The sequence below is a fragment of the Halohasta litorea genome (assembly GCF_024494645.1).
Lineage (GTDB): Archaea > Halobacteriota > Halobacteria > Halobacteriales > Haloferacaceae > Halohasta > Halohasta litorea.
In genome coordinates, this window is sequence record NZ_JANHDJ010000004.1 from 237330 (window position 1) to 250411 (window position 13082).

The 13082-nt window shown below is 61.8% G+C and carries 10 protein-coding genes and 1 pseudogene; 4 read left to right on the plus strand and 7 right to left on the minus strand.

The genetic code is table 11. The features are described from left to right. Positions 1-25: 25 nt before the first annotated feature. Complete coding sequence (locus tag NO877_RS11575; protein WP_256396499.1) at positions 26-1234, minus strand: MFS transporter; 1209 nt, start codon at positions 1232-1234, stop codon at positions 26-28. A 426-nt stretch (positions 1235-1660) separates the two neighbouring features. On the opposite strand from NO877_RS11575, the pseudogene NO877_RS11580 reads away from it, so the two are divergent. The 4 genes and pseudogenes from NO877_RS11580 (at position 1661) to NO877_RS11595 (ending at position 5445) form a co-directional block, all read left to right on the plus strand. Then, positions 1661-2490 (plus strand): annotated as a pseudogene (locus NO877_RS11580) (BtpA/SgcQ family protein). Between the two features lie 352 nt (positions 2491-2842). After that, a complete protein-coding gene (locus NO877_RS11585) occupies positions 2843-3238 on the plus strand; it encodes a DUF5805 domain-containing protein (RefSeq protein WP_256396500.1) in 396 nt (131 codons plus the stop codon). Further along, positions 3235-4287, plus strand: a complete 1053-nt coding sequence (locus tag NO877_RS11590) for a tyrosine-type recombinase/integrase (protein WP_256396501.1) — start codon at positions 3235-3237, stop codon at positions 4285-4287. Before NO877_RS11585 ends, NO877_RS11590 begins: the two co-directional genes overlap by 4 nt. Before the next feature lie 327 nt (positions 4288-4614). Then, positions 4615-5445: a DinB family protein gene (locus NO877_RS11595; RefSeq protein ID WP_256396502.1), complete on the plus strand. Its 831-nt coding sequence runs from the start codon at positions 4615-4617 to the stop codon at positions 5443-5445. A gap of 10 nt (positions 5446-5455) precedes the next feature. On the opposite strand, the gene NO877_RS11600 is transcribed toward NO877_RS11595, so the two are convergent. From NO877_RS11600 to NO877_RS11625, 6 genes are all read right to left on the minus strand, one after another. Continuing rightward, the gene (locus tag NO877_RS11600; protein WP_256396503.1) at positions 5456-7705 is read right to left on the minus strand and encodes an NADP-dependent malic enzyme; all 2250 of its coding nucleotides are present in this window, start codon (positions 7703-7705) and stop codon (positions 5456-5458) included. 157 nt (positions 7706-7862) lie between these two features. Further along, complete coding sequence (locus NO877_RS11605; RefSeq protein WP_256396504.1) at positions 7863-8936, minus strand: type II glyceraldehyde-3-phosphate dehydrogenase; 1074 nt, start codon at positions 8934-8936, stop codon at positions 7863-7865. 111 nt (positions 8937-9047) lie between these two features. After that, entirely contained in the window at positions 9048-10013 is a 966-nt protein-coding gene (locus NO877_RS11610) for a hydroxyacid dehydrogenase (protein ID WP_256396505.1), read from the minus strand. Positions 10014-10149: 136 nt separating this feature from the next. Then, on the minus strand, positions 10150-11286 hold the full coding sequence (citZ, locus tag NO877_RS11615; RefSeq protein WP_256396506.1) for a citrate synthase: 1137 nt from the start codon (positions 11284-11286) through the stop codon (positions 10150-10152). Positions 11287-11367: 81 nt separating this feature from the next. Next, positions 11368-12768 carry an MFS transporter gene (locus tag NO877_RS11620; protein WP_256396507.1) on the minus strand — a complete coding sequence of 467 codons (1401 nt, stop codon included), beginning with the start codon at positions 12766-12768 and terminating at the stop codon, positions 11368-11370. Positions 12769-12833: 65 nt separating this feature from the next. Beyond that, positions 12834-13022, minus strand: coding sequence for a hypothetical protein (locus tag NO877_RS11625; protein WP_256396508.1), 189 nt, complete (start codon positions 13020-13022; stop codon positions 12834-12836). Between the last annotated feature and the right edge of the window lie 60 nt (positions 13023-13082).

Here is a 13082-nt window from a genome sequence, read left to right on the forward strand (position 1 = left end):
ACGCACCACAACAGTGCCATCCGAGTTAGTCCTGCGGGTCAGTGGACCCGACCGCCGCCTGAGACTGGGTTGGCGGCTCCTGGCGGATCACCCGGACGACGAACACCGTTGCAAACAGCGAGAGCCCCGCGAGCATGAACCAGCTGGCCCGATACCCCAGCACGTCCGAGAGATAGCCGAACGTCGGCGGAGCGACGAGCGCGCCGGTGACCAACGCGAGCTGTCCACCCCCGGTCGCGCTTCCCATCTCCTCGGCCGGAACTAGCGTCGCCAGACACGAGAAGTAAATCCCGGTAAAGCCGAGCGCAAAAAAGCCGAGGAGGACGAACAGCGCCGCCGCAAGCAGCCGACTGTCGACGAGCGCGACGGCGACGAACAGCACCGCGCTGGCGGCGGCCTGAATGAGGAGGATCGTTCCGATTCGCCGCCGGGGCTCGCCCGGCAGCACGTCACTCAGCCAGCCGGTGACGACGCGCCCGGCGCTCCCCGAGACCTGGATCGCGGCGAGCACCAGTCCGCCGAAGGCGACGGTCGCCCCCACCGACTCGTTGATGTAGATGATCGTGTAGCCGGTCGTCGTGAACAGTCCCGCACCGAGACAGACCCCGACTACTGTTAGCGACAGGTAGGGGGTGTTGTCCAGGAGAGTGCGGTACTCGGGATACTCGGCGTCGCCGTCGACTGGCGTACCACGGTAGGCGATCCAGAAGACGGCTGCGACGACGATGCCGACCACTGCAGCGACGTAGAATCCGGCCTCCCAGAACAGCACCCCTGCGATCCCGGTCACCAGCAGTGCGCTCGCGCCGCTGCCAGCGGTCACGCCGACCTGCTTGATGCCGACTGCAAGGTTCTGTCGACCGACGGCCACGTTGTCGAAGATGGCCTTGTTCGTTCCGGGCATCGCCGTTCCGTATAGCGATCCAAGGAGGAAGGTCCCGATGAGCAGTGTGGGATAGGACCATGCCCCGGCGACGAGCACCGAGCCGATCGAGAGCCCGATCAGGCCGACGGTGAGCATTCGCCGCTCGCCGAACCGGTCGGTCATCGCACCCAACGGGAGCAGAAACGCGGCGTACCCAAGCGACAGCGCCGTCAGTACCAACCCGACCTGTGCTCCCGAGAGCCCGAACTCGTCCCGGAAAAAGGGTGTTGCAGCGAAGACGGTGTAGTAACAGATGCTTGCTGCGAGTTGCCACAGGAACACGAGTGACAGAATCCGACGGACGTTCATTGGCTCGCTCTCTGTCGAAGCCAGTATAAAATACTCAGCATTCCTTCGACCCAGTCGACACCTTCGAACTCTGTATAGCAGTATACAATTCATGTGTCGGCTATACTCCGGCAATCACTGGATCGAACGTCGACATGATGGGTGACTGACCTCACAAATAACGGGAACGGCTGTCTCTGTCCATCAGCTGACAATGACGACCTCACAGTAGCACACAGAGTGGGTATCCCACGACGGGGCTCGCACCAACGGTATCGTCGCAGTCGATTGATCGAACCGACGATGGACCCGCGTCGACCAGCCGAGAACGAGCGTTGTCGCTCCGAGAAGCGAGCCGGGCTTCGGGAACAGAGGTTATCTCTGTGGGGCTGTGCCCCGTGTCGGTCGACCGTCGGATGTAGGTAGTCACCACTCGAACCGCGAGCTATGACACTTAGCGAGTGGTTCGGAACCGACAGGCCGATCGTCGGCATAGTGCATCTCGATCCGCTACCGAGGGCTCCAGGGGCCACAGACGAGCTTGCAAGCGTCTGTGAGGCTGCCGTCAGAGACGCCGACAGACTCGCCACAGGCGGCGTCGACGGCCTCATGATCGAAAACTACGGCGACGTCCCGTCTACCCCGACGACGTGCCGAAACACACCGTCGCGGCGCTGACGCGCGTCGGGACCACGGTGAGCGAGGCCGTCGACTGCCCCATCGGGATCAACGTCTTGCGGAACGACGCCGAGGCCGCGCTCTCGGTTGCCGCGGCTGTCGGCGCCGACTACGTGCGGATCAACGTCCACACCGGGGCGGCAGTTACTGATCAGGGCGTCATCGAGGGACAGGCCCACGAAACCCTGCGACTCCGGGAGCAGCTCGGTGTCGACACGAAGGTTCTGGCTGATGTCGACGTCAAACACGCCGCGCCGCTCGGTGCCGAGCGATCGGTCGGCGACCAGTTCGCCGATCTCGTCGAGCGAGGGCTGGCAGACGGCGTGATCGTCAGCGGTGCTGGAACGGGCGCGTCGGTCGACACCGACACTCTCGAAGGGGTGGCGGCGGCGCGCGCCGATCGTGGACTGTCGACGCCGCTTCTGATCGGCAGCGGCCTCACCGCCGACTCGGTCGACCAACTGCTATCCATCGCCGACGGCGCGATCGTCGGCACCGCACTGAAAGAGGGTGGCCACACCACGAATCCGGTCGACGTCGACCGCGTCGAGGAGGTGATGGCTGCCGTCGAAACGATCCGCGGTGAGAACCGTTCGTAACCTATGTCTGAAACAAGAGGTGTTTCCCGATCCAACCGAACCGCTACCGCCTAAGCTGAGGATTCGAACGACGCATCGATCCCCCGATCGAAGCGTGACTGACCGAGAAGCGGCTACCCACATCGTGGCTGAGTCGACTGGACAAACCGTACCTGTTGATATACCAATAAAATCCTGACTCAACAGTACGGTCAAATATCGTCCCAAACGATAGTAAACAGTACGATATACACAAGCATTTTAGACGATATTCGACATTCAGCTGTCGAATCCCACTATCAAATCAGCGCATAAGATCCCTTATCATCTACTGTACAACCAGATTAAAGTGAGTGTACTGCAAGACTGAACTATGAGCGAGGAGGCCGAAACCGAGCGGTCGACTGTCATGACCTACGTCCCGGCGTATCAAAAAGCCGAATGGAAGGCCCACGCCGACGAGCTCGGCATGAGTCAGGCCGAGTATGTCAGAACCATGGTACAAGCGGGCCGAAAGGGGTTCGAACTCGACTCACAAGAAGCCGATCTGGAGGGGTCTTCTCCCCCCTCTGACCCTGGGGGTAGCGGCCTCGAAAGGAGGGTCCTCGATGCCCTCGATTCGGCCGATCCACTCTCCTGGAACGAGTTGGTCGAGTCGCTTTCGAGCAACTTCGAGGACCGCCTAGAGGAAACACTCGAATCGCTCCAGAACGACAACCGGATTCGGTACAGTGGCCGTGAGGGTGGCTACAGGCTGGTCGACCAATGAGTGCGAGTCAGTCGGGCGACAACCCGGAAGACCCGATCGGCTACTTCCTCGAAGACCTCACCTTCCACGGCAAAACCGAGCGGACACGGGAGGGCTACGGCCGCGTCCTCCGGCGGTTCGAGTCGTTTCTGGCCGATCGCACGGGCGAAGCCACCACCCCGGCGGAGGCGACCCACCGCGACTGTATGGCGTGGGTTCACAGCCTTCGTGGGACGGTCGCCGACAGCACGATCGCCAGCTACGCCGCCTATCTGCATCGGTTTTACGCCTATATGACCCAAGTCGGCGTCTTCGAGGCCAATCCGATGACGTTGGTCGTCGAGGAGATGGACGAAACCATCGAGAAAGACCCACAGCGCCGCGAAATCGGTCTCGACCGAATGCGATCGTTCGTGGCCGATATCCACCATCCGCTCGACCGTGCGTTGATCCTGACGCTATTAAAAACCGGGATGCGTGTCGGCGAACTTTGTAACCTGGATCTCCGTGATATAGCGCTCGACGATGGAGAGATCGCGGTCGCCTTCGAGACCAGCCCCCGGCCACAACTGGATACGCGACCGGATTCGCTCTACGTCGACAGCACGCCCTCACGTGGGGAGGTGGTTAACGGCGAGGAGCGGACGGCCTCGAACAAACGCAAGCGGGCAACGGTGATTCCGGTCGACGAGGAACTCAAAACCGCACTCAAGCGATGGCTTGCGGTCCGCCCCGACAGCCGGTCACCCGCCGAGCCGCTGTTCGTCTACACTGCGGGAGAGTGGGGCGACCGACTCACGCCGCGAGCGGTCCGGAACGTCGTCTCGGGTCACGCCCGGGAGATGGGCTGGTACCGAACCGGTGGCGACGCCTCCGAGAACGTCACTCCCCACTACTTCCGGCACTTTTTCACGACACACTTGCGGGAGCGAACCGGCGACCGCGGCATCGTCAAATACCTCCGCGGCGATGTCGCCGAGGACATCATCGACACCTACACCCACAACTGGGGCGACCAAGTACGGGAAACCTACGAGGCCAATATCTACTCGATCTCCGGTCGACGATAAGAGTCTATTTTCGAATACATCGGGAGCAATCTGATTCAGAACGTGTGAGAAACTGGTCTCTCCGCGACTTGTAAATTACATACCGCTATATGAATACTGAGCGTGACCGTGAGGAGAGCTGGGGGCTTCTCCTGACAAACATCCAGGACTCGAATTCGATCAGAATGAGCAGTAGGCGGCTGAATCCAGCGTATTCGCGGACGAACTGGAGGCTAGTGGTCTGTTTGCTGCTGGTAGTGTGGATGGTACGGTCCGTACTGTGGTCGAGCGAGAATATCCGTTCTGTGCACAATATACTTAACTCTGATACCCACCTCTCTCGGTGCAATGAGTGCCACAGATACAGCAACGCATCTCTACTGGGCTACTGGGTGTACGAGCTGTCTCAGAGTCAAGGAGTTTTTGGAACGGACCAACACGTCGTTCGTCTCACACAACGTGGTTCGAACGGACGGAACGACAGCCGACGACGATGTCGAAGCAAGCGTCGGCATCCAGGGCGTCGACCCGGAGCTCATGGATGAGATGGCCGAGTTGGGCCTCCCTCAGCACGTCCCGATCGTGAGACGTGGCGAGGAGTGGGCCGACGGGAAGGATCTGAAAAACGTCGCGGAGTTGCTCGACATCGACTACGACGCCGAGCCACTCCCGGTTGGGGAACTGTATGATCGGCTGACTATCCTCCTGGAGACCACCCAGGAGTATCTCGAATACCTGCCGGACGACGAACTGGAGACACATATCCCCAACCGGCCGCGGAGCTACGCCGATCTCGTCCAGCACATCTACAGCCTTCCCGATGTGTTCATGATGCACGAGGCGGGCGTCCCGATGACAGGCGTTCCCCGAATGGAACACGACTGGGACCACAACTCGAAGGTCGCCCTGCGGACCTACGGCTCATCAGTTCAGGGTCGACTCGACGACTGGTTCGAAAGCACTGGCCAAACCTGCGACTGGTCGGAGACGGCCGACGTGTTCTGGGGCCAGCCGACCAAACACGAGTTCTTCGAGCGCACGACGTGGCACACTGGCCAACACGTCCGCCAACTGGAGTGGGTGCTCCAGGAGGTCTGTGGCGTCGAAATCGAGAACCCACTCGACGACGCACTCTGGGAAGACCTCCCGATGCCCGAGAAAGTCTGGAACGACAACTAAACGCGGTCTGCTACTGATTCTGGGCGTCGACGACAGCCACACCGGCCAGATTCACGATGTCTTTGACCTCGTCGCCACGCTGGAGGACGTGGATCGGTTTGTCCATCCCGACCAACATTGGGCCGATGGCTTCCGCACCACCGAGCCGCTGGAGGAGTTTGTAGCCGATATTTCCGGCTTCGAGGTTCGGGAAGATCAACACGTTCGCCGGTCCATCGAGCGCCGAGAAGCTGTAGGTGTCGTCGATGATCTCCTCGACGACGGCGGTGTCGGCCTGCATCTCGCCGTCGACGGGGAAGTCGACTCCTGGATCACTGTGGAGACGGTCGACGGCCTCGCGTATTTTGGCCGTTCCCTCGTTGCGAACACTGCCGAAGTTGGAGTAGGACAACATCGCTGCCTGCGGCTCGACGTTGAAACTGCGGGCCAACTCGGCGGTGTGTTTGGTGACCTCCGCGAGCACGTCCGCATCCGGGTCCTGGTTGACGGTCGTATCCGCACAGAAGACGACGCGGTTCTTGAACGTCAGCAGGTAGACGCCCGCCGCATAGTTGGCGGCGGCGGCGGTGCCGATCACCTGTAGGGGTGGCCGAAGCGCCGAGGGGTAGTGGTGGGTCAGCCCGGTCAACATCGCATCGGCGTCGCCCATCTCGACCATGACGCTCCCCAGATAGTTCGTATCCTTCGCAACGAGTTCGGCCGCCTCACCGCGTGTGATGCCTTTCCGTCGGCGTCGTTCGTAGAGCCGGTCGGCATACACATCGAGTGACTCTGCATGTGGGTCGACGACCTCCGGCTCGAAGGCGAGCCCGAGCTGCTGTGCGATCCGCGTGATTTCCTCGTGGTCGCCCAACAACACCGGTTCGGCGATCCCCTCCTCCTGGAGCTGATAGGCCGCTCGAATCATCTTTTCGTCCGTCCCTTCGGCCAGCGCGACCCGCTTGGGATCGCTTTTGGCCTTGTTGAGGACGATCCGCATCATTTCGCGGGATTTACCGAGCCTGGCCTCCAGTGTTTCGGTGTAGGAGTCGATATCTTCGATCTCGACCCGTGCCAGACCGCTGTCGACGGCGGCCTCAGCGACCGCGGGCGCAACCTCGAACAGCACGCGGGGGTCCAGCGGTTTGGGAATCACGTAGTCGGGACCGAACTGCAGCGGCTGGTCGCCGTAGGCTTTGACGACCGCGTCCGGGACGTCCTTGCGGGCCAGATCCGCCAGCGCCATCGCCGCCGCGCGTTTCATCTCCTCGTTGATGCCGGTCGCCCGCACGTCGAGTGCACCACGGAAAATGAAGGGGAATCCAAGCACGTTGTTGACCATGTTGGGGTAGTCCGACCGTCCAGTGGCGACGATCACGTCATCGTCGCGGGCGGCTTTGGCGTCCTCGTAGCTGATCTCGGGATCGGGGTTGGCCATCGCGAAGACGATTGGGTTGTCGGCCATCGACCGGACCATCTCCTGGGAGACGATGCCACCGACCGAGAGGCCGACGAACACGTCTGCCCCCGCCATCGCGTCGGCGAGGCTCCCGCCGTCGACATCGCTGGCAAACTCCTGTTTGTGGCTGTTGAGGTCCTCGCGGTCTTCGGTAATGATCCCTGAAGAGTCACACATCGTAATGTTCGATTTCGTCGCGCCCAGCGAGACGTAGAACTTCGCCGTGGCTAATGCCGACGCGCCTGCACCCGAAAAGACGATCTGCAGGTCTTCGAGGCTTTTGTCGGTGATGTCAGCGGCGTTCAGCAGGGCGGCCCCCGAGATGATCGCCGTCCCGTGTTGGTCGTCATGGAAGACGGGAATGTCCATTCGCTCGCTGAGGCGGCGCTCGATCTCGAAACATTCGGGAGCCTTGATATCCTCCAGGTTGATGCCGCCGAACGTTGGCTCCATGGCGGCGACCGACTCGACGATCCCGTCTGCGGTATCGAGGTCGAGTTCGATGTCGAAGACGTCGATATCCGCGAACCGCTTGAAGAGGACACCCTTGCCCTCCATCACCGGCTTGGAGGCTTGGGCACCGATATCGCCGAGGCCGAGGACCGCCGAACCGTTGGAGACGACGCCGACGAGGTTGCCCTTGGCGGTGTACTGAAAGGCGTCGTCTGGGTTCTCGTCGATATCCCGACAGGGGGCAGCAACGCCCGGCGAGTAGGCTAAACTGAGATCGCGCTGCGTGTTGGTCGGTTTCGTCGTTGCGATTTCGATCTTGCCGGGCGGATCGCTGCGGTGATACTCCCGAGATTCGTCATCGATTCCCATACTACTGCGGTTTGTGTAGTCAGTCAAAAAGGTATGTATACCAGTCTAACAAAGTTGAGGATAATCGTCAAATAGTGCTCCAGTACCCGTACTACAATGTACAGAAGAATTGAAAAGTAAAGGCGAATGGACAGTCGACAGTGGGCGTTGTCAGCTCCTAATCATCGGCTGGCTGGATCGCACTGGAAAATCGCGTCCGTATGTCAGCAGACGTCGACCCCATCCCGACACCGAGGTACTCGTTGGTCAGCGCCATACTCTCGTCGGCGGTTCGCTCGCCGCCGAGTGCTCGGATCGCATCGATGTTTTCGGGGACAACGTCGGCCTCCTGGTGGATCGACTGCATCAGATACAGGTCGGTTCCCTCGACAGCGATCGACTCCTGCCAGAGACAGTTCTCCCAGAGATCTCCCCGGGGTCGACCGCTGTCGGCGGCGAACTCCTTGAGGTCGGCCGTCCCGTCGATATCCAGCGTCTCGTCGACGAGGAAGATCCGTGACTGTCGCCCGAAGAGGTCGGCGAGCGCCGAGCGGGTCGGAGCGGTGTCGAGGGTGACGTTCACGCTGTGGACGTGCATCAGCGTCGCCGGGACGGTCAGTCCGACGGTGTCGATATCCACCTCGGGGAGGATCGTGTTCACGTCGGGGCCGTGGTGGGAGGGTACCGTCACTGGATCCGGAAGGATGTCGTTGATCGGTCCCCGATCAGTCTGACCGGGATCGCCACCGCGCCGAACGAGGGTCACTCGGACCTTTTCGATCCCATACTCGCGGTCGAGCGGGTCGAGCAGTCGCGACAGGCCGGTCGTGTTACAGGAGACGACACGCAGGAGGTCCGCGCCCGCGGCCTCGTCGTAGTTGACTCCGGCAACGAAGCTCGCGTCGACACAATCGGCGGACTCGCCACCCTGCAGGATCGCTGGGGTGTCGTGGGCCCGATAGCGGTCGGCGTTCTCCGCACCGACGCCCGAGGGCGTCGCGTCGACGATCACATCACTAGCGCGAACGAGGTCGTCGACGTCTCCCGCAAGCTCCATGCCTGCCTCGGCGAACAGATGGGATCGTTCGGGGATAGCACTGTACAGCGCGTAGCCGTTCTGGAGGGCGGTTGCAGCTTCGTAGTTCGGGCGGGTTTTTGCGACACCGGTGAGCTGCATGTCGGGCTGGAGACGGACCGCGTCGGCAACGCGTTTACCGATGGTTCCGTAGCCATTGACTCCCACGCGGATCATGTGGGGAGATGCAGGGGCCATAGGTATAATTGTTTCTGTAATTTTCACAAAGAAATTAACTCTACGGCGAGTAACTGACTCGCGGTCGGTGGCGTCGGCTCGACGATCCGGTTACTGGTCGAAGATGGCCGGGTTGGCGACGAACTGCGGGTCGACGTCCCTGCCACCGAGGACCGCCAGCATGTTCTCGGCGGTCGTCCGGAGCATTCGGGTCCGTGTTTCGACTGTCGCACCCGCGAGATGGGGCGTCACCGAGGCGTTCTCACAGTCGAAGATCGGGTCGGTCGGCTCCGGCGGCTCGCTGGGATAGACGTCGATCACCGCGCCGCCGATCCGATCATTTTTGAGCGCCTCGACCAGCGCGTCGTGGTCGACGACCCGCCCGCGGGCCGTATTTATCAGGACGGCCGACTCCTTCATCCGGTCGAAGGCTGCGGCGTCGATCATGTGGGTCGTCTCTTCGGTCAGCCGGACATGCAAGCTGACGAAATCCGACTCGGCGAGGAGGTCCTCGCGGTCGACCAGCCGCCCGCCGATCTCGTCGACCCGCGATTGGTCGACGTAGGGATCGGCAACGAGGAAGTCGACGCCGAACGGTTCGAGTCGCTTTGCGGTCTCGTAGCCAGCCGCACCGAGGCCGACGACTCCCACCGTCTTCTCCCGGAGTTCGGTCCCCCACCAGTCGGGCGAGCGCCAGCCACCCTCCTGGACATGGTTCGCGGCAGCCTCGAACTCGCGGATATGCGAGATGACGCGGCCGACGACGAACTCCGCAACCGCAATCGCGTTCATCCCCGGCGTGAAGACGACCGCGATGTCGTTGGCGGTCGCGGCATCGAGGTCGATGTTGTCGAGTCCCGAGCCCGGTCGACCGATGACACGGAGGTCCGGCGACGCTTCGAACAGCGCCGACGTGTACTGGTTTTCCGAGTGAACGAACAGACCGCTCGCTCCCTCAGCATGGGCGATGAGTTCGTCGTCGGTGTACTGCTGCTTCGGTACTACGGTCAGGTCTACATCCTCGAAGGCGTCGGCGATACGCTCCACTGATCGGAGGCTGACGATTTGCTCAGTCATCACTGACTGTTCTCACCAATGGTATGTGAGTGATTCGCTAGGTGGCAACGGATTGTCGACTGTGGCTGTCATTTATAACCGGTCGGTCAACGGAACAGTCGGCAACAGCGAGCCGTTTATAAAGACTGTGTGCTGGCTATCGTTCGTCGAGTGGGGTGACCGTCTTGTCGTGGTCGCCGACGTAGTCACCCAGCGGCCGGATGAGGCGGTTGTTCTCGTACTGCTCGAAGAGGTGGGCGAGCCAGCCAGCCATCCGCGAGATGGCGAAAATGGGCGTGTAGATGTCGATCGGGATGTCCATCACGTAGTACATGCTTGAGGAATAGAAATCGACGTTCGGCTGAATGCCCTTCGTTTCGGCGAGATGCTGCTCGATCTCGGTGCTGTAGGCGTACCACTTGGTCTCGCCCGCAGCTTCCGCGAGGGCCTTCGAACGCTCCTGGAGGACGACCGCCCGCGGGTCTTTGACCTGATAAACCCGGTGGCCGAAGCCGGGGATGCGGTCGCCGCGGTCGATGGCGTCGTCGATCCACTCGGTGGGCGATTTGTCGCTGGCGTCGACTTTCTGCAACATTCGCATCACGTCGGCGTTGGCTCCACCGTGGAGCGGTCCCGACAGCGCGGCGAGCGAGCCGGTCACCGAGCCGTAGACGGTCGCAAGGGTACTCGCGTTGACCTTGCCCGAGAAGGTTGAGGCGTTGATGCCGTGGTCGAGATGGAGTACGAGCGCGGTATCCAGCGTGTCGGCGACGACCGGATCGGGCTCCTCGCCGGTCAACATGTAGAGGAAGTTCGCGGCATGGCCGAGATCGGCCCGCGGCTCGATCGGTTCGTTGCCGTCGCGGAGGCGGACGAAGGTGGCGATGATCGTCGGCACGACTGCCACCAGCCGAATGGCGGCGCCTTCGGCGTCCTCGCGGCTTTCCGTGGCCTCGTCCGACGCCGGGTCGCTGGCAGTGAGCGCCGAGATCGCCGTCCGGAGGGCGTCCATCGGATCGTCGTCTTGATCGACCAACGAGGCCAGCAACGTGGGCAAGGGCTCGGGCAGCGCGCGATTGGCTGCCAGCCTGTCAGTGAAGGCGTCGAGTTCGGCGGCGGTCGGTAGTTCGCCGTTCCAGAGTAGATACACCGTCTCCTCGTAGCTCACCGTTCCGGCGAGCTCCTCGATGGGATACCCTCGATAGGTGAGTTGCCCAACCGCGCCGTCGACACCGCTGAGTTCGGTCGGTCCGAGGACGATCCCATCCAGCCCAGGATTGTACTCCGTCGTCATAGGTATCGTACCCAGTCAATCGTGAAAAACATAGCGTTCAGCGAATTCGGGGAATCTCCGGGCGCGATCTGCGGCCGACGGCTACTGCCGTTCAGGCTCCGTTTCGGCCGCAGTCGACGTTCGCTGGCGGTAGAGTCGCGGACTGTACAGCAGGGCGATTCCTGCGATGCCGACGAGCGTGCCCGCGGCGAGATACTGGAAGCTCGCCTGGATACCCACCGTGTCTCCGAGATAGCCGATCACCAGCGGGTAGCCCGAGCTGACGAGCAGGACGATCGTCCAAAAGTACCCGAACGTCCGCCCCTCGTAGGCGGGCGGCGTGATGTCACTGATAAGGGCGTCCCGAATCGGGTTGATGCCGAACAGACAGGCGCCGACGAGAGCGAACACAGCCACCAACACCACCGGGGTTAGCTGTCGTACGGCGAGCACAGCGAGTCCGGCCGTGGTCAACGCGAGCAGCCCGATCAAGAGGAGCCGGTAGTCGAACCGTTTGGCTACGGCTCCGACAAGCAGTTGCGAGAGGGCCCCACTGAGCAGTAACACCGAAAAGTAGGCGTTGGCAACCGATTCGGAGGGGATTACGAGATCACCGACCGAAAGCGAGTAGCCGTACACGTCAGTGATGAACACCGGCGCGAAGGTGATCAGGCCGTTCGTCGCGAACAGAATGAAGCAGAAGGCGAGTAGAATCGTCACCATGGGATACAGGAACTGCCGCGGGTTGGCCCTCCAGGAGCCACCGGCTGCGCCCGACGAGTCACGCGACGAACGACCAGTTGAGGCTCTCGATGACCCACCGGCCGACGCCTCGCCGAGAGCCGACGGTGGGCGGGTCTCGATATCGCTGGCCCGAAAGACGAGCCACAGCCAGCTAGCGTAGACGAACCCAAACAGGCTCACGCCGACGAGAATCCACTCCCATGGGACCACCAGAATGAGTCCACCGATCAACAGCGGAGCGAGGGTATCACCAAGCTTCGAGGCGCTGCCCCACATCCCCAACACGGTAGCTTTCCCTTCGGCGCTGATGTTCGCCGAGATCAGCGGATAGCCAACCGGATGAATCCCGCTGTAGCCGACGCCCGCGACGAACATCCCACCGGCCATGATCTGGTAGGTCCCGCTGAAACTGTGTCCGAACAGCTCCACCGCCGGGAATGCCGGGCCGACGGCCGAGCCGAGGACGAACAGCAGATAGCCAACCGACATCAGTCCGATCGCTGGCAGCAGGATGTACTGGCGGTCGAATTTGTCGACCAAAATCCCCATCGGGGCCTGGCCGAGACCACCGGCGAACAGGTAGATACTGACGAGCGAACCCAACTGCCACAGCGGCGAGTCGAGCCCGATGACCAGAATCGGGATCAGCGGCGGGAACAGCCGGTAAAACAGATGCTGAACCCCGTGAACCGAGGAGATGACGAGCCCGAAGCGCCATTCGTGCGTCGAGAGTGATCCCGGTGGGAGTTTCGGTAGCATGTGAAAATTGAAGCCGGTCGACGGCCACGCTGAGAGTCGGGTGGGGGGTGCCTCGGTGTCGGCTCTCAGTCAGCGCCGTCGGCAGCGTGTCTGTGCTGTGCGAGTGCCCGCATCAGGAAGAACAGGCCGACGCCGAGAAACAGCGCCGACCGCAGCAGATCCTGACTGATGATCAAAACGCCAACCCCGGTTGCGGCCAGGAAGATGCCCGCAAAGGCGTTGATCGGGAGCTGCTGTGCGGTGGGTGTTTCCATTGTCGCGTGTTCTTCGAGCCGGTGTATTTGTGTGTCGATTCTCGCTCGGGATCGGTGGCC